This is a genomic window from Paenibacillus validus NBRC 15382 (genome assembly GCF_004000985.1).
Taxonomy (GTDB): Bacteria; Bacillota; Bacilli; order Paenibacillales; family NBRC-103111; genus Paenibacillus_G; species Paenibacillus_G validus.
The window spans coordinates 306,977-326,083 of sequence record NZ_BIMH01000001.1; the positions used below are offsets into that span (position 1 = coordinate 306,977).

The following is a 19,107-nucleotide window of genomic DNA, read 5'->3' on the forward strand; positions in this document are numbered from 1 at the left end:
TTCCTCCTCTATTCAAGACGAAAACTAAGCTTAATTACAAGCTTAGTTTCCGTGAGTTTCCGACCCATGACCAAGGTACATGCATGATAGACGGGTATATCGTAACATAGTACAAGTTTCATTGACAAGCCGAATTGTGTGTGTTTTGTGAAAAATTCTGAATTTTCGCAATTGCTCGTTCAGCGATTTTCTCGTACTTCAGCTTCTTGTTCTTGATTCGTTCTTCCAGCGGCGGAAATAATCCGAAATTTGCGTTCATCGGTTGAAAATGTTTAAAGTCCGCCGTCGTAATATACTGCGCCATACTGCCTAATGCCGTATCTGCCGGCAATACGACGCATTCTTCCCCCTTGGCGAAGCGCGCTGCGTTCATGCCTGCGATCAAGCCGGAAGCAGCCGATTCCACATATCCTTCCACCCCGGTCATCTGTCCGGCAAAAAACAGGTTGTCGCGATTGCGGAATTGATAGGTCGGCTTCAACAAGCGGGGCGAGTTGATAAACGTATTGCGGTGCATCACGCCGTATCGGACAAACTCCGCATTCTCCAGACCGGGAATTAGCGAGAAGACGCGCTTTTGCTCGCCCCATTTCAAATGGGTCTGAAATCCGACCAGGTTGTATAAGGTGCCCGCCGCGTTGTCCTGACGGAGCTGAACGACCGCGTGCGGCAGTTCGCCCGTATGGGGATTGACGAGTCCGACAGGCTTCATCGGTCCGAATAGAACGGTTTGCCGGCCGCGCTTAGCCATGACTTCGATCGGCATGCAGCCTTCGAAATAAATTTCCTTCTCAAATTCCTTCATCGGCGCCGTCTCCGCCGTAACAAGCGCATCGTAGAAACGGTTAAACTCTTCTTCGTTCATCGGACAGTTTAAGTAGGCGGCTTCGCCTTTATCGTAACGCGAGGCCAAGTACACTTTGCTCATGTCGATCGAATCTTTCTCGACAATCGGAGCGGCCGCATCGTAGAAGTACAAATATTCTTCGCCGAATAGCTCCTGCAGATGCTTGGACAAGCCTGGCGACGTTAGCGGCCCTGTAGCCACTACGGTAATCCCGTCCGGCAGCGTCTCCAGCTCCTCGTTGCGAACCTCGATCAGCGGGTGATTGCGCAGCATCGAGGTGACCTCGCCCGAGAACCCTTCGCGATCGACGGCAAGTGCACCGCCGGCAGGCACCGCATGTTTGTCCGCCGCACGTAATATCAGCGAGTTCATGATACGCATTTCTTCCTTCAGCAAACCGACAGCGTTCGTCAAGCCGTTCGCTCGCAGCGAGTTGCTGCAGACAAGCTCCGCGAATTGATCGGATATATGCGCCGGTGTCTTGCGCACCGGCCGCATCTCATATAGAACCACCGGGACGCCCTGCGACGCGATTTGCCAGGCGGCCTCGCTGCCCGCAAGCCCCGCCCCGATGACGGTCACTTTATTTCCTTCAGTCAACGTTCGTTCCTCCTGCATGTTCCGCATCAACGCCTCCGCTAACCGCTGTCAGCGATAATGCGGTTACTCCATTTCACTCTCGTTCTCGTTGTCCTTCGCTTCTTCCTTGAAGTCGCACGAGACGCATTGAATAAAGACACCCGACTTGTTGCGCTTCTCGATCAGCATCCCGCTGCACTTCGGACAAGGCTGGCCGATCGGCTTATCCCACGAGACGAATTCGCACTCGGGATAGCGGTCGCAACCATAAAATATGCGTCCCTTTTTGCTGCGGCGTTCGATGATTTTTCCTTGATGACAAGTCGGACACGGCACGCCGATATCTTTGACTATCGGCTTCGTATTGCGGCAGTCCGGAAAGCCTGAGCAGGCAAGAAACTTGCCGAATCGACCCATCTTGTATACAAAATTGCGGCCGCACTTCTCGCAAATTTCGTCGGAAACCTCATCCTGGATTTCCACCTTCTCCATTTCTTCTTCCGCAACTTCCAGCCTTTTTTCGAAAGATTCGTAAAATTCGCTCAATACCTGAACCCAGTCTTCCTTGCCTTCCTCGATATGATCGAGTCCCTCTTCCATATGCGCGGTAAATTCCACGTCCAGGATTTCCGGGAAAAACTCGATCATCTGCTGGATCACAAGCTCGCCGAGCTCTGTGGGAACGAACTTCTTATCTTCAATTGCGACATACCCGCGCTTCTGGATCGTTTCGAGCGTCGGCGCATACGTGCTCGGTCGTCCGATGCCCATCTCCTCGAGCGCTTTCACGAGGCGCGCTTCCGTAAATCGCGGCGGCGGCTGTGTGAAATGCTGCTTGGGATCAATCTGTTTCTTTGTTACCTGATCGCCCTGCTTCAGCGGAGGCAGCAAACGATCGTCGTCATCGCCGGAATCGGCCGCGTCGTCATTGCCTTCAACATAAACTTTCATAAAACCGTGGAACTTTATCTTGGACCCGACCGCCCGAAAAACAGCTTCGCCCGCCGTTAAATCGACGGTCATCGTATCCAGCACGGCCGAGGCCATCTGGCTTGCGACAAAGCGTTCCCAAACGAGCTTATACAAACGGAATTGATCCCGGCTCAAATGCGATTTGATGGAATCCGGGTCGCGAAGCACCGAGCTTGGCCGGATCGCTTCATGAGCATCCTGCGCGTTGCTGTTTTTCTTGACGTAAACACGCGGCGTCTCCGGGTAATACTCCGCCCCGAACTTATTCACAATGAAGTCCTTCGCTTCTTCTTGCGCCACCGGCGAAATACGGGTCGAGTCGGTTCTCATGTAAGTGATCAACCCGACCGTGCCCTCCGGGCCGAGATCAATACCTTCGTATAGCTGCTGCGCAACGGACATCGTCTTCGAGGCGCGGAAGCCGAGCTTACGAGCGGCCTCCTGCTGCAGCGAACTTGTGATGAACGGCGGCGAAGGATTGCGGTGCCGCTCCTTCTCTTTCACCTCGCTGACGACAAACTCCGACTTGCTTAACCCTTGAAGAACTTCTTTAACCTCGGCTTCATTCTTTAAATCCTTCTTGTTGCCGCCGACGCTGTAGAACTTCGCTTCGAAATCGGCTTTGCCCGTAGACAGCTTTGCCGTAATCGTCCAGTATTCTTCCGGCACGAACGCATTAATTTCGTTCTCCCGGTCGTAAATGAGCTTGACAGCTACAGATTGTACCCGGCCTGCGGAAAGTCCTTTTTTCACCTTTTTCCAGAGCAGCGGACTGATCTTATAACCGACCAACCGGTCCAAAATACGTCTGGCTTGCTGCGCATTAACCAAATCCTGATTGATTTTGCGCGGCGTCTTGAACGCGTCCTTCACGGCTTGCTTCGTAATCTCGTTAAACACGACGCGGCAGGGGTCCTGATCGGAAATTTCCAGATAGTGCGCCAAATGCCAGGCGATCGCTTCCCCTTCGCGATCCGGGTCAGCCGCCAGATATACTTTTTTTACGCGTTTGCTCGCGTCTTTCAATTCTTTCAGAACAGAGCCCTTGCCCCGAATCGTAATGTATTTCGGTTCAAAGTTTTTTTTGATCTCAACGCCGATCTGGCTTTTTGGCAAATCTCGAATGTGCCCCATGGAAGCTTTTACGATATATTTACTGCCCAAGTATTTACCAATCGTTTTGGCTTTTGCGGGTGACTCCACAATGACTAACGAATCGGCCATAGGTGTCCTTCCCCCTTCAACATATATATATGTATACAAATCAAGGTATCGTGTAGGCTGATCCCGGTAGTTCTACAATTCGTCGCATCATTAGTAAATTTATCAGAACTGCGTGCAAATGTCCAAAGTTAAATTGACTTTGCCCCAAGAGCTGATCGATCGTTTTCGGACCGGACTCCAGCAATTCATAGATTTTCCGTTCGTCTTCAGCCATAATTCCCAGTGTTTCCTTCGTGTCATTAATGTATGCGGAATGCTCCGAGGCTATCCGGCTCGCATATTCCTCCATAATATCGTCCGGGCTTGTAACCATTTTGGCCCCATCCTTGATGAGCTTCAGCGTTCCTTGACTCTTGGCCGAATGAATCGGCCCCGGAATCGCAAACACGTCGCGCGAGTAGTCGAGCGCAAGGTTGGCCGTTATCAGCGATCCGCTTTGAAGCGCCGCTTCCACCACGACGACGCCCACGCTTAGCCCTGCAATAATGCGGTTTCGCTGCGGGAACAAGCCTGCGCGCGGCAGCGTACCGAGCGGATATTCGGACAAGAGCAGCCCTTGCTCCGCGACCCGGTGAAACAACGCTTTATTTTCCGGCGGATACACCGTGTCCAGCCCGCAGCCAAGGACGGCGATCGTACCACCCTTTCCCCTTAAAGCGCCTTCGTGCGATAGGCTGTCAATCCCCCGCGCCATGCCGCTGACGACGCAAACACCGGCATTCGCAAGCGACTCACCGAGCCTTTCCGCCGTTAGCTTGCCGTACACGGTCGGCGTTCGCGTCCCTACCAACGCGATACATAATCGCCCGCTTAAAGAGAAGTCGCCCTTGCCGTATATAATCCACGGCGGATCGGCCGTTTCTTTCAGCAGCGCCGGGTAATCCGCATCCCAGACGGTCAGCCAGCGGATTCCCTCGCGTTCATACCTCGCGAGCCAGTCCTCCAAAGTCCGCTCGGACAGCTCCCGCAATGCGGAACTCATCTGTCCGGCCCGGCCGGGTGTGAATCCGAACTGCGTCCATTCGCGTGGTTCCAGCGTTCGCATATCGTCAAGCGTTTCGAATCGGGATACAAGCCGTTGAATCGTCTTCCAACCGATGCCGGGCAGTTGATGAAGCGCAAACAAAAGGTGCCGGTTGTTCATATAGTATATATCACTCCTTATAATAGAAACAACTTTACTGAAACTCGGGGCGAATCCAACAAAAAAAACCTCTCATCTCCGTCATGCGGAGAATGAGAGGCTGCTTGCCGTTCTCGGGAATTATTTGCGGGTCGTGCACTTTTCGAGCAGACCTTTTTCTTGAAGCACGCTGACAAGCGTGGAGCCCATTTCGGAAGGAGTCGGTGCAACCTTGATGCCGCAGCGTTCCATCGTGGCCACTTTCTCAGCTGCCGTCCCTTTACCACCGGAAATGATAGCGCCGGCATGGCCCATCCGTTTGCCCGGAGGCGCCGTTTGTCCGCCGATGAAGCCGACAACCGGTTTTTTCATGTTCGCCGCGATCCATTCGGCCGCTTCTTCTTCGGCAGAACCGCCGATTTCACCGATCATGATGACCGCGTAAGTGTCCGGATCTTCGTTGAACAATTTAAGAATATCGATGAACTCGGAGCCTTTAACCGGGTCGCCGCCGATACCTACAGCGGACGATTGGCCGATACCGCGAGTCGTTAATTGATGCACGGCTTCGTATGTCAACGTTCCGCTTCGGGAAACAACGCCGACATGACCTTTGGTGTGAATATATCCCGGCATGATGCCGATTTTGCACTCGTCCGGCGTGATGACGCCCGGGCAGTTCGGTCCGATCAGGACGGTCTTCTTGCCTTCCATGTAACGGCTGACTTTAACCATGTCCAGAACCGGAATACCTTCCGTGATGCAGATGACGAGGTCAAGCTCGGCGTCAACGGCTTCGATGATTGCGTCTGCGGCGAACGGAGCGGCAACATAAATAACGGATGCGGTCGCGCCGGTCGCTTTTTTCGCTTCTTGAACCGTATTGAAAACCGGCAGAGAGACGGTTGTACCGTTCTCCAGCGTAATATCGATGTTCGTTCCGCCTTTACCCGGCGTTACGCCGCCAACCATTTGCGTACCGTATTCCAAACCGCCCTTGGTATGGAACAAACCGGTCGCGCCGGTAATCCCTTGTGTGATGACCTTTGTATTTTTATCTACCAAAATAGACATGTTTATGGTTCACATCCCCTGAATTATTTAGAAAAGGCTTTGCCTGTTTGCGTCGTTCGACTTATTTCACCAGTGCCACGATTTTTTGAGCGCCGTCTGCCATCGAATCGGCAGCCACGATATTCAGGCCGGATTCGTTCAAGATTTTTTTGCCGAGCTCTACGTTCGTGCCTTCCAAACGGACGACGAGCGGACGAGACAATCCCAGCTCTCTAGCCGCAGCAACGACACCTTCCGCGATAATGTCGCATTTCATAATGCCGCCGAAAATATTGACGAAAATCCCTTTGACGTTCTCGTCGGACAAAATGATTTTGAACGCTTCCGTTACTTTCTCCTTGGTAGCGCCGCCCCCTACATCAAGGAAGTTGGCCGGGTCGCCGCCGTAATATTTAATAATGTCCATCGTCGCCATGGCCAGACCTGCGCCGTTAACCATGCAGCCGATGTTGCCGTCGAGCGCGATGTAGCTGAGGTCATACTTGGACGCTTGAATTTCCTTCTCGTCTTCTTCTTCCAAATCGCGAAGCTCAACAATGTCTTTGTGACGGAACAAAGCGTTCGAATCGAAGTTCAATTTGGCATCCAGAGCCATAACGTTGCCATCGCCGGTAACAACGAGCGGGTTAATTTCGGCGATAGAGCAATCTTTCTCAACGAAAGCGGTATATAACGACAGCATAAATTTAGCCGCTTTATTTACGAGCTCGTTAGGAATATTGATGTTATAGGCGAGTCTACGCGCTTGGAACGGTTGCAAGCCGATGGCCGGATCGACAACTTCTTTGAAGATTTTCTCCGGGGAATGAGCGGCTACTTCTTCGATTTCCGTACCGCCTTCTTCAGAGCCCATGATCACGACGCGTCCCGTACCGCGGTCTACGACGACGCCAATGTAGTATTCTTTCTTAATATCGCAGCCTTGTTCGATTAAAAGGCGCTTCACTTCTTTACCTTCCGGACCCGTTTGGTGAGTCACCAGCACTTTGCCGAGAATTTGCTCAGCGTATGTACGCACTTCATCCAGGTTTTTGGCAACCTTAACACCGCCAGCTTTACCGCGGCCGCCAGCATGAATTTGCGCCTTGACGACGACGACCGGAGTACCGAGCGACTTCGCCGCTTCCACCGCTTCGTCCACCGTGAAAGCCACTTTACCTTCCGGTACGGCAACCCCGTACTGCTTCAGCACTTCTTTGCCTTGATACTCATGGATATTCATTTAGCAAAATCCTCCTATCGGTATTGACTTGCTCTATGGAATCGACCCTTCCCTTCCGGTAAGAGTTGACCGCTAAAAATACGCGCGCTTGCCAAACAATAGCATGTCCGATCTGGCAAACCTTTATCATTGTAACACTTTTTTTAAGCGGATACCTTATTTTTTATGTTAAAATAGCGATATATTATTTTTATAGATTCACAAAATATTAGTTTTCGGAACGGAGCAGTTTTCTGATTCGACAAAATTAGACAAAGACGGAAGGCGGAGTGAAGTTGAAACGAATTGCTATTGATATGGATGAAGTCATTGCGGATGCCATGAGCAAATATTTGCGTTTGTATAACGAGGGCTTCCAGGAACAATTGACTGCCGCGGATTTGCACGGCGTTAAGCTGCGCGCATTGCGGCCGGAAAGAAGCGACGATATACATGAGATTTTCATGACGAACGACTTCTTTCGCGACCTGGAGGTCATGCCTCACAGTCAGGAAGTCATTCGCGAATTGAGCGAATCGTACGAAATCTTCATCACGACCGCTGCCATGGAAGTGCCGACGTCTTTTAATGCCAAGTATGCTTGGCTGAAGGAGCACTTTCCGTTCTTGTCGGATATGAATTTCGTGTTTTGCGGGGATAAAAGCATCATTCGGGCCGATTACTTGATCGACGATAATGCGAAGCATTTTGAACGGTTTGAAGGACAAGGCCTGCTGTTTACGTCTCCTCACAACATTCTTGAAACGGGTTACGTTCGCGTGAATAATTGGCTGGAGGTTCGAGACTTCTTCGCCAAGGCGTTAAACATGTAAAAACGCGCATTTCCGTCAAAGAAGATGCGCGTTCCGGTCTCAATAAATCGTATTGATGGAAGTCGATTCTCGAGGCTCTCTCTCCGCTTGTTTAATGAAGCGCAGCTCGTTTCCGGTGAATTGACACACCAGACATTGGATCGTCGGCTCCTGGCCTTCGATCGCTTCGGGTTCGGTCACCTGCTGGACCGTCCCGGTTATCGCGTCTTTCAGAAAACGCTGCGAGTAGCTCGATATGATGCTGAACTTAATACGATTGGACCGGCAATTCGGACAAAAGTACGGTTTTTCCTGCATCTCTCATCACCTCTAGCCCCATTGTCGCCAAAATTCCGGCGGTTCAAACGTCGTGTTACAGCTTCTGCGTGCAAACTGTTGCAAGCTTTGAAGGGAACGATTACAATACAATCATAATGAGGCGGATAAGGAAGCACCTTTAGCCATGGCAAATTCATGGGAGAGGTGTTTTTTGGCATGTACGGAAAAGTAACGAGCGCATGTTTGCACGGCGTGGAAGGCAGATTGATCGAGGTTGAGGTCGACTTGAGCAACGGACTTCCCCAAATGAATATTGTCGGTTTGCCGGACAGCGCGGTCAAAGAATCGATCGAGCGCGTGCGGGCGGCCGTCAAAAACTGCGGGTTTACCTTTCCGCTGCAGCGAATCACGGTGAACTTGGCGCCGGCCGACATTCGCAAAGAAGGCGCCGCATTCGACCTGGCTATCGCATTAGGCATTCTCGCGACAAGCGGCCAGCTGGAGCCGGAAGCGCTGGAGCGTTCGCTCCTGATTGGCGAGCTGGCTTTGGACGGATCGATTCGCCCAGTACCCGGCGTGTTGTCGATGATCGAATCGGCGGTTAAACGAGGGATCCGCCGGGTGATCGTACCGCGGGATAACGCCGAGGAAGCTGGCTGGATTCAAGGCTGTGAAGTCGTGCCGGCCAGCCATTTAGCGGAATGGAATTTGAGGCTGACAGCGGATACGGATGGCGGACGACAGGCTTTAGCCCCTGCGCTTGCACAAGCAGCGTCCCTTCAAGCGGATGCACAAGCCGACGATTACGCCGACGTTTGCGGACAGCAGCACGTCAAGCGCGCGCTGATGGTCAGTGCCGCGGGCATGCACAACATCCTGTTAATCGGGCCGCCCGGCACGGGCAAAACGATGCTTGCCAAACGACTGCCCACCATCATGCCGCCCATGAACGAGCAGGAATCGTTAGACGTAACTAAAATTTACAGCGCCTCCGGCAAATTCGCCGATCGTCGGCAGCTGGTGCGGGAACGCCCTTTCCGCACGCCGCATCATACGATATCGGCGGCCGGGTTAGTCGGTGGAGGCGGCGTGCCCAAGCCCGGCGAGATCAGCCTCGCGCATCGCGGGGTGTTATTTCTGGACGAGCTGCCTGAATTTACGAGAACGGTGCTGGAGGTGCTGCGCCAGCCCATGGAGGAACGATGGGTAACGATCGGACGGGCGAAAGCCGTCTATCGGTTTCCTGCCCATTTTCTGCTGGCCGCTTCGATGAATCCGTGTCCATGCGGATATTGGGGAGCCGATACGGGCGACGGGAACGATGCCTGCTTCTGCTCCCCCTTGAAATTGGCGCAATACCGCTCGAAAATTTCCGGCCCGCTGCTGGACCGGATCGACCTGCATGTCGAGGTGCCCCGGGTTCCCTTTGAGCAATTAGCCGGCTTGGAGAAGCCGATGTCATCGTCCGAAATGCGGGAACGCGTCGAGCAGGCGCACTTGACGCAGAAACGGCGTTTTCAGGGAACCGGCATACTGTTCAACAGCGAGCTGAGCGGCCGCCGTTTACGCGAATACGGAAGGCTGCAGCGGGACGCCTCCGCCTTGCTGGAGCGTTCGTTCACACTGCTCGGCTTAAGCGTTCGCTCTTATGACCGGATTATTAAAGTCGCGCGCACGATTGCGGATTTGGAGGGAAGCGATGAAGTGAACGCCCATCATGTCGCCGAGGCGCTGCAATACCGCAGTCTCGACAAGAAGCAAAAGCCGCAATCGCTCTCCCGTTAGGAAGCGTCTGCGGATCCTGCCCACTGTCCGACCTGTACGATGCTGCCTCAATCTATACTCGAATATCGCTAAGATTCAAGCGGACTTGGCGCGCATACCGTATGCCGGTACAAATCCGCCTTAGCCGTCCCGGCTAATAGCCGCTGCTATCGGCCGCATCATTTTCAACTAGGCGCTGGGGAACATAATATTGCATTCCGTACCTTTGCCCTGCTCACTCTTAATATCGATCTTCCCATTCATCTTTTTTATAATGCCGAAGGAAACCATAGTCCCGAGACCTGTGCCCTTTTCCTTGGTCGAATAATAAGGGGTTCCAAGTCTTTTGATTTGCTCGGCAGTCATTCCAATTCCGGTATCGCTAATGATGATGACAACATGATCGTACATTTTATAAGCCTTAATTTCCAAAAGACCTCCATTATACATGGCCTCAATAGCGTTCTTGCCGATATTGATTAAAGCCTGTCTAAATTTATAGCGGTCTCCCACAATATGCAGGAGATGTTCTTTAGGCAATATAGCATTGATTTGTATATTATTGTAATTGGCATACGTCAGGAGAACATTCGATAAATAACTGATTTCCTCATGAATATGGATCTTTTCAATAATTTCAGGATCGGGTTTGGCCAGCGAGAGATAATCGGTAATAATGACCTGGGCACGATCCAATTCTTCCAAACATATTTTTTGATACAGTTGTCTCTTATCTTTATCTAAGTTTTCTGATCCAAACAACTGGATAAAACCTCTCACCGTTGTAAGCGGGTTCCGAATCTCATGAGCAACGGAAGCGGCCATGTCGCTGACCATTTTCATTTTCTCGCTTTTGCTAACCTCTTCTTGCATGTGAAAATAGGTATTCAGAAATTCCACTAAATAAACGCATAAGCCCACGATTACACCTTGGATGGCATAGGTCTGCAAGGTTTCCATAGGGTTATTAATAAAAAGTTCGATTTGCTGCGTCATGAAGAGATAAGCGGTAAATGTCGTCAGTTTAATCAGGGTACATAAAAGGACCGCTGCTATGATTTTATGAGACAGCTTTAAATAGGCATACTTTCTAAGCGAGAAAACGATCACAATAAAACTGGGCAGTAACGCAATGGCGTAAAACAAATTGTACGGATATCCTGCAAGATAACGGTATAAAATGAGGGTTGCGTATAATAAAAGGGAGACTTGCGTTCCGCCATACAGAGCTCCGACCGCTAAAGGAATCGAGCGAAAATCATAATTTAATCCATTCAGATTGATTGGAAAGGACATGGTGACTACTAAGGCAAACGCAAAGAGGATATACAACAGCAATCGGTATAGTAGAATTCTGCTTTTGGTTTTGTAAATATAGGGATAAAATACGAGCGGAGAAAAGATAATGAAAATATTTAACAAGAAATCTTTGAAATAAGCGATCATAGTTGCCTCCAGTTTATTTCTCCTGTTTTTCTCCACTTCCAGAAACAAAAACCATTTTTTTGTATAGAATTCGACAACCCTTGTCGCTATCCTTCTATGCGTAGAGACCTTCCTGAAAATAAACAAATCGCCAAACGTCTGCTCCTTGACGCCGCCCGAAAGGAAGCAACAACGGTAGACGCCCCCCTTGGCCAAGGCACTGCAATTCCAAAGTCTCGACAACATACAAAATCCGCAATCGCTCTCCCGTCAGAAAGCGTTGCGGATATGTTCCAGCTGTATGACGTTGTCCTCACGATCCATCCGGATTGCGACTACGTCGAACCGGACTTGACGGTCGTACACCCGATAACGGTGCAAGTACACTTCGGCCGTCTCCCGGATTTGGCGCTGCTTCCTGCCGTTGACCGATTCGGAAGGCGTACCGTATGTCTCGTTCAAATTTCGGCTGCGCACTTCAACAATAACGAGCGTCCCTTTCTCCTCCGCCACGATATCCAGCTCTCCTGTGCGGCAGCGCCAATTTCGTGCAACAATCGTCCATCCTTCGCGGTTTAAATAGGCCGCTGCCTCCGCTTCGCTCTTGGCGCCCCTTTGTTTCCTATTGGCGAGCCGATCCGTCAATGCTCACTCCTCCATTCCTTCGCCCGGGAATCCGAACGGTAAATGTAGGAGAGCACCTCCGCCACAAGCTTGTACAGCTCGGGCGGTATTTCCTGATCGATGTCCAACTTGGACAGCACCTCGACGAGCGAAGGATCCTCTTGAATCGGAACGCCGTTTTCTTTGGCTTTGTCCAGCATCAATTCGGCGATCCGGCCCTTCCCTTTGGCCACCAGCTTCGGCGCTGCCGTGCTTTCGGGCGCATATTTGAGGGCCACCGCTCTCTTTACGGCTCCAGACGGTTCGTTTTTACTCATACGCGTATATCCACCCCTTTATAGGGCTTGTGCGAGTAGACCGACGGAATTCCGTTCGATTTGGAATCTTTCCCCGACATGCGGTCTTCGCCCGATGCGTCGTTAATATCGCTTAACTTGGCCGGGTATGGACTTACTTTCATGGAAATAAATTGGTAACCAATCGATGCAAGACCTCCGGCAATTTCTTCGCGGTACGACTCCAGAAGCGCCGCGGTGAACGAGGAGTCATTATGCACATGAAGGCTGACGATTCGATTCACCACCTGAACGTCCACTAACGTATCGCCGAGCGCTTTCATCTGCAAATCGAATACGAGCCGGCAATTGCTCGCATCCAGACCGCCCTTCTTCCCTTTGCGGGACTGAATGTGTATGGCGGCCGTCTGCGTGCCGTCCGCTTGAACAAGCGGAACGAACAGGGTGACATGGGAAAAAAGGGCGTTCCGGTCTGGACTCAACAACAATTGCTGACCTGTAATTTGCTGCACCGCCTGCTGGGCGGCCTGCTTGACCTCTTCCGATGCGTCCGGCACTTGCGCCAGCTGCATCAGCACGCTCTTCAGCGAATCGGCTTGTCTATCTCTCGCTTCCGACGGCGAATCCGTCCCGAGCAGCTTGAACGCCTGATGCTCATGCTCGACGCCGATCGCTTTCATGATGCGCCCGAGCGCATGATGGCCTTCTTCGATCGGGCGCGCTTGTGCCGGATCGCCTGCAGGCGCGCTTGCTCCGCCGGGCTGCGCGGTGCCGCCTGCGGGCGCGCTCACGCTGCCGGGCTGCGCCGGGCCGCCTGCGGGCGCGCTTGCGCCAGTCAACTGGCCGCCGGCCTCTTTGACCTGCTGCAGCAGTACGCGTACCGCTTCAACCAAGGCGCGCGTCTGCGGAGACAATGCCTTCCCGCCCTGTTCTTCCTTCTCAACCGTGCGCGTTAATTGATCCAGCATTTCATGCAGCGGCGGGCCTTGAACAGCTTGTTTTAGAGAAGCTACGGTGTCCGGAGTCAGCGGAAGACCTTTTTGATAAGCGATCACAGCTGTCGGCAACCAGTTTTCCTGCGGAATGTCGGAAGACATCCGGGCCTGCAGCGCCGCAAAAGCCTGGACCGTTTCTTTCGACAATGCAACGCCGGACTGATGCAGCAGCTGAAGAAGCTGCCGGTTTTCTGGCGTATCGCTCATCCCCATCGATTTCAATACTTCCCCCAGCGAACCGTCGGCTATTTGAACCTGCGAGGTCTGCAGCGGCTTCAACACGATTTGACCGTCCTTCGACTCCGGCTGCACCTGCAGCATGGTCAATTCCCCTTGCTTTAACGGCGCTTCCAATTGCGCGCGTACCTGAACCCCGCTAATATTGATCAAGGCGTCCTGGTCCGAGAACGTCTGCAGAACCATCCCTTTCACGACTTGCCCGGCCTTCAGTTCCAAGGACTTCGGCTCTTGAACCTGAGCGTCGCCGATCAAGCCGCGTAACAACCCGCTAATATTCACCGCTGCCCCTCCTTCGTCTCCCTGACCTGCCATGCCAACCATAACGATACTCTCGTATTTGAATTTCTGCGGAATGAACGGATTTTAAAAAATAACGGAATTTCCCATTACGCAACCTATATCCCGATTCACCTATCATAGCTCGGCCATGATCCTAACCGATAAACGGAAGCGCCTTGCTGCTCATGGAACGCCCCATCCGCCTGCGTGCAATCGTTCCGGGCGCGCGCAGCCGCTGCATATGTCTGCTATTTGTTAATGCCTGTCCTAACGACTTCTCCATAACGTTCTGCCAGCTAAACGACAAGCCGGCCTGGGACGCTTCACTTCCTTCGCGCCCCTGCCGGCTTACGGTTCCGGTACTTCTATATATCGGCAGCAGCTGCCTGACATTTCACTAAAACAACACCTGCTGCTCAAATTCGATATTTCTCAAAAACGTTCGTCGGTGCAGCGGCGAAGCGCCGTAAGCGGCAATGCGTTCGCGATGCAGCTTGGTTGCGTACCCTTTATGTATGGCGATACCGTATTCGGGAAACTCCAGGTCCCAGGTTTTACACATCCGGTCTCTTGTCACTTTGGCGATGATCGACGCCGCCGCAATAGATTGACTCAACGCATCCCCATGGATGACGGCAAGCTGTTCGCAAGCGACGTCCACATTCTCCGCGTCGACCAACAGCATGTCCGGCTCCGGCTGCAGCTGCTCCACCGCTTTCTTCATAGCCAGCCGCGCCGCCTGCTTGATGTTGATTCGCTCGATCGTCGCCACGTCGACGACGCCGATGCCGATCGCCAGCGCTTGCTGCCGGATTACGTCAAACAGCGCTTCCCGCTTCTTCTCGCTCAGCTTCTTGGAATCGTTCACACCCTCCAGGACAAGCCCTTGCGGCAAAATAACGGCCGCCGCCACCACATCCCCGAACAAGCATCCCCGGCCGACCTCATCGACGCCCGCGATATGCCTTTTCCCTTGTTCCCATAACTTGCGTTCATAGTCCAGCATGACATCCAACCGCACTCTCTCCCTAACTTGTCATGATGTACCATTATAACGCGAACACCGGCTTCTGACCATCCCTGAAACCGGAACTGTACGTACGCTTCTGCAGGCAAACGTCTTGCTCGTATAGGAGCGCGCAGCCTTTCGCAGCATATGGAAAAAGCCCGGCGTTGACTCGAACGCCGGGTTCACTCTTCTATGATTGCGCCGTCGCGCAAGGACTCGGTCTGCTGCGCATGCAGTTATACGCAAGAAAATCGCCGTTCTCGGCGAAGGCTCTCCGTTTGCTTTACCCGTAACGTCATCCCTCTATGCTACTGCGGCTGCTGCTCCTTCAGTTAAGCCTGAACTTCATCCGGCATTTCCAAAGTAATCCGCCCCAGCTTGCCTGCCCGAAGCTCGCGCAGGATGGCCAGAGATGCCTTCTCCAGGTCGACGCGTCCGCCGCTGACAAGCGCTCCGCGTTTCCGGCCGATCGCTTCCATCAAAGCTACAACCGCATCCGTATCGGACGGGTCGGCAGGCACCTCGTTGACGCCGAACCGCTCCCCCACCGCTGCCGGGTAGCGCGCGACCAAATATCGCATCGCGAACAAGGCGATTTCTTCCGGCTGCAAAATTTCTTCTTTGATCGCGCCGGTAGCGGCGAGTCGGAACCCGACTGTCTGATCTTCAAACTTCGGCCATAGAATGCCCGGCGTATCGAGCAGCTCCATCTCCGTACCGACCTTGATCCACTGCTGCCCTTTCGTTACGCCCGGCTTATCCCCCGTCGCCGCCACCTTGCGGCCGGCCATCTTGTTGATCAGCGTCGACTTGCCTACGTTCGGTATGCCGACGATCAGCGCGCGAATCGCGCGCGGATTCATGCCTTTGCGAATCTGCGCCTCGATCTTCGCAGACAGCAGCTGCTTGCTGCGCAGCAAGATCTCACGGGACGGGTTGCCCCCTACGGCGTCGATCGGCAGCGCGGGAAGGCCCTGATCGGCAAAAAATTCAACCCACCTGCGCGTAGCCTCGGGATCGGCCAAATCACTTTTATTTAACAGCACGAGCCGCGGCTTGCTCTGTAAAATCTCATCGATCATCGGATTCCGGCTGGACAGGGGAATGCGCGCATCGAGCAGCTCGATCGCCAGATCGATCAGTTTCAGCTTGTCTTGAATTTGACGCCGCGCCCGCGTCATATGTCCCGGGAACCATTGAATCGTCATGTTATCGTCACCTCGCCTAAGTATACATAAAGCCTGACCCGGTTAATGGATCAGGCTGATTTTATCGAGCGGCCAGTAAATGACATCCGCCCGTCCAATGATATGATCATACGGCACAAAGCCTACGCGGCTGTCCCGGCTGTCCAGGCTGTTCGAACGATTGTCGCCCATCGCGAACAAGCTGTTTTCGGGCACAGTTTGTTCCGCAAAATTGTTCAGTCGGTTATAAGGTACGCCCTTCTTCGCAGCTTCATCCAACGCTTCCTTCAAATAAGCTTCTTCGACCTGCGTGTCGTTGACGTACACTTTGTCGCCCTCTACCCGGACTTTATCGCCCGGTAAGGCGATGACGCGTTTTATGTAGTCTCTGCCGTCGGGAGCGAGGAATACGAGCACTTCGCCGCGTTTCGGCTCACGGAACTTATACAAAATTTTGTTCACGATCATTTTTTCGCCCGTGTAGAAATTCGGCTCCATAGACGGGCCTTCTACGACGAACGGGGAGCAAATAAGCCAGCGTATGATAATCACAAGAGCTGCCGCCAGCAGCAGCGCCTTCGTCCATTCCCAAGCTTCGTTCTTGACCGAATTCGCTTTTTTCACGGATTGTTCCTGTCCCTGCTCCATCGGCGTTCTACCCCTTTGCATCGTGCTGAAAAAATAGAACAGGGGCTTGTCTGAACAAGCCCCCGGTGTTCTTCTTATCGAATTTCTTGAATTCTTGCTGCTTTACCGCGAAGGCCGCGCAGATAGTAGAGCTTCGCGCGACGGACTTTACCACGGCGAGCCACTTCAATCTTGTCGATCTTCGGAGTATGAATCGGGAACGTTCTTTCAACGCCGACACCGTAAGAAATTTTTCTTACCGTGAACGTTTCGCTGATTCCGCCGCCGCGACGTTTAATTACAACGCCTTCGAACAGCTGAATCCGCTCGCGCGAACCCTCGATAACCTTAACATACACTTTCAACGTGTCGCCAGGACGAAAGCTCGGAATGTCGCTGCGAAGCTGTTCCTTCGTAATCTCTTGAATCAAATTCATGGATGACTCCCTCCTTCCACACAGGTGTTCTTGCCGCTTCTTAAGATGCCTGTCTTTTCATTCGTCACGCGCAGAGGACCACCGTACTCGTGGCAAAATGCCACAACGTCAAATATCATAACATAAACTCGTGCATTATTCAATATGAACTTCCGGATTTCTCCTGCTTTTTTGCCTATGTAATTTCGGTCGGACGAGTCCCTCAATCGGCTTCCGTCCGATCACGTTCCGCTTCGAATTCCGCCAGCCACTTGCGATCCTTCGGGGTAAGGTCGGCAGCTGCCAGCAGATCGGGCCGCTTCTTCCAAGTCCGGTACAACGATTGCTTGCGGCGCCACTCGTCAATATGTCCATGATGCCCGGAAATGAGCACATCCGGCACGCTCCAATTGCGGAATGTGGCAGGCCTGGTGTAGTGCGGATACTCCAGCAAACCGGTGCTGAACGAGTCCGTCACCGCTGACATTTCATTACCCAGGACGCCGGGCAGCAGCCGCACGACACTATCGATCACAACCATGGCCGGCAGCTCGCCGCCAGTCAGGACGTAATCGCCAATCGATAGCTCGTCGGTTACCAGATGCTCGCGAATCCGTTCGTCGTAGCCTTCGTAGTGGCCGCAGATGAAGATCAGATGCTTGTCCGCTGACAGCTCCTCCGCTTTCTTTTGCGTAAAAGGCTCGCCCTGCGGGCACATGAGGATGACTCTCGGCTTCGTTTCGTCTTTTGGCGTTATGTCTTCCACCGCGGCGAAAATCGGATCGGGCTTCAGCACCATGCCGCCTCCACCGCCGTACGGGTAATCGTCAACCGTGTTATGCTTGTTGTTCGCGTAATCCCGAAAGTTGACGGTATGGAGCTCTACAAGCCCTTTCTCTCTCGCCTTGCCGAGAATGCTGGAGGTAAACACGCCTTCGAACATCTCCGGAAACAGCGTCAGCACATCGATCCTCATAGGTCGAGCAAGCCTTCCATTAATCGGGCTGTCACTTTCTTCCCTTCGACATCCACATCCAAAATGACGTCGTCGATGTAAGGAAGCAGAAGCGGTTTGCCCTTCGGACGTTTCACGACCCACACGTCGTTGGCGCCGGGGGATAAAATCTCGGTAATTTCCCCGAGCGTTTCGCCCTCTTCCGTTACCACCGTACAGCCGACGATCTCATGATAATAAAACTCGCCGTCCGGAAGCTCCGACAAGTATTTTTCCTCGACCTTCAGCAGCCAGCCTTTGTACTTCTCCACCTCGTTGATATTCCCGAATCCCCGGAAGCGGATAATGAACATCGTTTTATGCTCCCGGGCCGACTCGACTGTGACAGGCAAGGTCGCCGATGAATTCGGATCGACGAACACCAGCTTGCTGCCTGCGGCGAAGCGTTCGTCCGCAAAATCGGTTTGCGGCACGATTTTCAATTCGCCGCGAATGCCGTGCGTATTGACGATTTTACCGACTGTATACAGCTTTTCGCTCATCGTAATCTCAGGGCCTCCTTAAACAAGAAAAGGGTTAGGAAGCAGCTCCTAACCCTCATCATTTCCATTATGATACGATTTCAACCGAAACACGTTTCGATTCCTTCACTGCAGCAGAAGTGACCACGGTGCGAAGCGCCTTGGCAATGCGTCCTTGCTTTCCGATCACTTTCCCGACATCGTCGGGGTGAACGGAAAGCTCGAACGTAATATTGCGTTCGTCTTCGACCGTATTCACACGTACGTCATCCGGATGATCGACAAGCCTCTTCGCTATTACGAGAATCAGATCTTTCATCGTACCCTCCGAATCTTACAGATTACTTCTGCAGTTTGGATTCGTGAAACTTGGTCATGATACCTGCTTTGCTGAACAGGCTGCGGACCGTATCGGAAGCTTGAGCACCGTTTTGAAGCCATTTCAGTGCTTTTTCCTCGTCAATATTTACAACAGCGGGTTGAGCCACCGGATTGTAAGTACCGATTTCTTCGATGAAGCGACCGTCACGCGGGGAACGGGAATCCGATACCACCACACGGTAGAAAGGAGCTTTGTGAGCGCCCATACGTTTAAGACGAATGCGAGTTGCCATGTTAAAATTCACCTCCCTGATAAGATAAACGGCGTAAAAGCCGC

The 19,107-nt window shown here is 52.6% G+C and carries 20 protein-coding genes; 2 read left to right on the plus strand and 18 right to left on the minus strand.

Going from position 1 to position 19,107, the window contains the following annotated elements; genetic code table 11:
* Positions 1–118 precede the first annotated feature (118 nt).
* The 5 genes from trmFO to sucC all read right to left on the minus strand — a co-directional run bounded on the left by trmFO (position 119) and on the right by sucC (position 7,041).
* Positions 119–1,447, minus strand: a complete 1,329-nt coding sequence (gene trmFO / locus PVA01S_RS01470) for an FADH(2)-oxidizing methylenetetrahydrofolate--tRNA-(uracil(54)-C(5))-methyltransferase TrmFO (RefSeq protein ID WP_127604565.1) — start codon at positions 1,445–1,447, stop codon at positions 119–121.
* A 63-nt stretch (positions 1,448–1,510) separates the two neighbouring features.
* Complete coding sequence (gene topA / locus PVA01S_RS01475; RefSeq protein WP_127604567.1) at positions 1,511–3,622, minus strand: type I DNA topoisomerase; 2,112 nt, start codon at positions 3,620–3,622, stop codon at positions 1,511–1,513.
* Between the two features lie 40 nt (positions 3,623–3,662).
* The gene (gene dprA, locus PVA01S_RS01480; RefSeq protein ID WP_127604569.1) at positions 3,663–4,766 is read right to left on the minus strand and encodes a DNA-processing protein DprA; all 1,104 of its coding nucleotides are present in this window, start codon (positions 4,764–4,766) and stop codon (positions 3,663–3,665) included.
* A 120-nt stretch (positions 4,767–4,886) separates the two neighbouring features.
* A complete protein-coding gene (gene sucD, locus PVA01S_RS01485) occupies positions 4,887–5,819 on the minus strand; it encodes a succinate--CoA ligase subunit alpha (RefSeq protein ID WP_127604571.1) in 933 nt (310 codons plus the stop codon).
* 61 nt (positions 5,820–5,880) lie between these two features.
* Positions 5,881–7,041, minus strand: coding sequence for an ADP-forming succinate--CoA ligase subunit beta (gene sucC, locus PVA01S_RS01490; RefSeq protein WP_127604572.1), 1,161 nt, complete (start codon positions 7,039–7,041; stop codon positions 5,881–5,883).
* Between the two features lie 275 nt (positions 7,042–7,316).
* Here sucC and PVA01S_RS01495 point away from each other — a divergent pair, with 275 nt between their 5' ends.
* Positions 7,317–7,853 carry a 5' nucleotidase, NT5C type gene (locus PVA01S_RS01495; protein ID WP_054796986.1) on the plus strand — a complete coding sequence of 179 codons (537 nt, stop codon included), beginning with the start codon at positions 7,317–7,319 and terminating at the stop codon, positions 7,851–7,853.
* Between the two features lie 39 nt (positions 7,854–7,892).
* On the opposite strand, the gene PVA01S_RS01500 is transcribed toward PVA01S_RS01495, so the two are convergent.
* Positions 7,893–8,150, minus strand: coding sequence for a hypothetical protein (locus PVA01S_RS01500; protein ID WP_054796985.1), 258 nt, complete (start codon positions 8,148–8,150; stop codon positions 7,893–7,895).
* A 177-nt stretch (positions 8,151–8,327) separates the two neighbouring features.
* On the opposite strand from PVA01S_RS01500, the gene PVA01S_RS01505 reads away from it, so the two are divergent.
* On the plus strand, positions 8,328–9,896 hold the full coding sequence (locus PVA01S_RS01505) for a YifB family Mg chelatase-like AAA ATPase (protein ID WP_127604574.1): 1,569 nt from the start codon (positions 8,328–8,330) through the stop codon (positions 9,894–9,896).
* Between the two features lie 168 nt (positions 9,897–10,064).
* Here the strand turns inward: PVA01S_RS01505 and PVA01S_RS01510 are convergent, their stop codons facing one another.
* From PVA01S_RS01510 to rpsP, 12 genes are all read right to left on the minus strand, one after another.
* The gene (locus PVA01S_RS01510) at positions 10,065–11,516 is read right to left on the minus strand and encodes an ATP-binding protein (RefSeq protein WP_164751701.1); all 1,452 of its coding nucleotides are present in this window, start codon (positions 11,514–11,516) and stop codon (positions 10,065–10,067) included.
* Between the two features lie 54 nt (positions 11,517–11,570).
* Positions 11,571–11,945, minus strand: a complete 375-nt coding sequence (locus tag PVA01S_RS01515) for a YraN family protein (protein WP_054796983.1) — start codon at positions 11,943–11,945, stop codon at positions 11,571–11,573.
* Positions 11,942–12,241 (minus strand): EscU/YscU/HrcU family type III secretion system export apparatus switch protein, encoded by a 300-nt coding sequence (locus PVA01S_RS01520; RefSeq protein ID WP_054796982.1) that lies wholly within the window; start codon positions 12,239–12,241, stop codon positions 11,942–11,944. Before PVA01S_RS01520 ends, PVA01S_RS01515 begins: the two co-directional genes overlap by 4 nt.
* Positions 12,238–13,734, minus strand: a complete 1,497-nt coding sequence (locus PVA01S_RS01525; protein WP_127604578.1) for a hypothetical protein — start codon at positions 13,732–13,734, stop codon at positions 12,238–12,240. The genes PVA01S_RS01520 and PVA01S_RS01525 overlap by 4 nt, the downstream gene beginning before the upstream one ends.
* Before the next feature lie 397 nt (positions 13,735–14,131).
* On the minus strand, positions 14,132–14,755 hold the full coding sequence (locus tag PVA01S_RS01530) for a ribonuclease HII (protein WP_306439391.1): 624 nt from the start codon (positions 14,753–14,755) through the stop codon (positions 14,132–14,134).
* Between the two features lie 320 nt (positions 14,756–15,075).
* Positions 15,076–15,951 carry a ribosome biogenesis GTPase YlqF gene (ylqF, locus tag PVA01S_RS01535; protein ID WP_127604582.1) on the minus strand — a complete coding sequence of 292 codons (876 nt, stop codon included), beginning with the start codon at positions 15,949–15,951 and terminating at the stop codon, positions 15,076–15,078.
* A gap of 42 nt (positions 15,952–15,993) precedes the next feature.
* Entirely contained in the window at positions 15,994–16,578 is a 585-nt protein-coding gene (lepB, locus tag PVA01S_RS01540; RefSeq protein WP_230876013.1) for a signal peptidase I, read from the minus strand.
* Positions 16,579–16,652: 74 nt separating this feature from the next.
* Positions 16,653–16,994, minus strand: a complete 342-nt coding sequence (gene rplS / locus PVA01S_RS01545; RefSeq protein WP_127604586.1) for a 50S ribosomal protein L19 — start codon at positions 16,992–16,994, stop codon at positions 16,653–16,655.
* A gap of 202 nt (positions 16,995–17,196) precedes the next feature.
* Positions 17,197–17,949 carry a tRNA (guanosine(37)-N1)-methyltransferase TrmD gene (trmD, locus tag PVA01S_RS01550; RefSeq protein WP_054800298.1) on the minus strand — a complete coding sequence of 251 codons (753 nt, stop codon included), beginning with the start codon at positions 17,947–17,949 and terminating at the stop codon, positions 17,197–17,199.
* Positions 17,946–18,470 (minus strand): ribosome maturation factor RimM, encoded by a 525-nt coding sequence (gene rimM / locus PVA01S_RS01555; protein ID WP_054798474.1) that lies wholly within the window; start codon positions 18,468–18,470, stop codon positions 17,946–17,948. The genes trmD and rimM overlap by 4 nt, the downstream gene beginning before the upstream one ends.
* Before the next feature lie 67 nt (positions 18,471–18,537).
* A complete protein-coding gene (locus PVA01S_RS01560; protein ID WP_054800297.1) occupies positions 18,538–18,768 on the minus strand; it encodes a KH domain-containing protein in 231 nt (76 codons plus the stop codon).
* Positions 18,769–18,790: 22 nt separating this feature from the next.
* On the minus strand, positions 18,791–19,063 hold the full coding sequence (gene rpsP, locus PVA01S_RS01565) for a 30S ribosomal protein S16 (protein WP_054798473.1): 273 nt from the start codon (positions 19,061–19,063) through the stop codon (positions 18,791–18,793).
* Between the last annotated feature and the right edge of the window lie 44 nt (positions 19,064–19,107).

What these genes read in the sequence shown, in the direction of transcription:
- topA (WP_127604567.1), bottom strand. Translation starts at nt 3,622, where the DNA reads ATGGCCGATTCGTTAGTCATTGTGGAGTCACCCGCAAAAGCCAAAACG.
- dprA (WP_127604569.1), bottom strand. Translation starts at nt 4,766, where the DNA reads ATGAACAACCGGCACCTTTTGTTTGCGCTTCATCAACTGCCCGGCATC.
- sucD (WP_127604571.1), bottom strand. Translation starts at nt 5,819, where the DNA reads ATGTCTATTTTGGTAGATAAAAATACAAAGGTCATCACACAAGGGATT.
- sucC (WP_127604572.1), bottom strand. Translation starts at nt 7,041, where the DNA reads ATGAATATCCATGAGTATCAAGGCAAAGAAGTGCTGAAGCAGTACGGG.
- PVA01S_RS01500 (WP_054796985.1), bottom strand. Translation starts at nt 8,150, where the DNA reads ATGCAGGAAAAACCGTACTTTTGTCCGAATTGCCGGTCCAATCGTATT.
- PVA01S_RS01505 (WP_127604574.1), top strand. Translation starts at nt 8,328, where the DNA reads ATGTACGGAAAAGTAACGAGCGCATGTTTGCACGGCGTGGAAGGCAGA.
- PVA01S_RS01520 (WP_054796982.1), bottom strand. Translation starts at nt 12,241, where the DNA reads ATGAGTAAAAACGAACCGTCTGGAGCCGTAAAGAGAGCGGTGGCCCTC.
- ylqF (WP_127604582.1), bottom strand. Translation starts at nt 15,951, where the DNA reads ATGACGATTCAATGGTTCCCGGGACATATGACGCGGGCGCGGCGTCAA.
- lepB (WP_230876013.1), bottom strand. Translation starts at nt 16,578, where the DNA reads ATGGAGCAGGGACAGGAACAATCCGTGAAAAAAGCGAATTCGGTCAAG.
- rplS (WP_127604586.1), bottom strand. Translation starts at nt 16,994, where the DNA reads ATGAATTTGATTCAAGAGATTACGAAGGAACAGCTTCGCAGCGACATT.
- trmD (WP_054800298.1), bottom strand. Translation starts at nt 17,949, where the DNA reads ATGAGGATCGATGTGCTGACGCTGTTTCCGGAGATGTTCGAAGGCGTG.
- rimM (WP_054798474.1), bottom strand. Translation starts at nt 18,470, where the DNA reads ATGAGCGAAAAGCTGTATACAGTCGGTAAAATCGTCAATACGCACGGC.
- PVA01S_RS01560 (WP_054800297.1), bottom strand. Translation starts at nt 18,768, where the DNA reads ATGAAAGATCTGATTCTCGTAATAGCGAAGAGGCTTGTCGATCATCCG.
- rpsP (WP_054798473.1), bottom strand. Translation starts at nt 19,063, where the DNA reads ATGGCAACTCGCATTCGTCTTAAACGTATGGGCGCTCACAAAGCTCCT.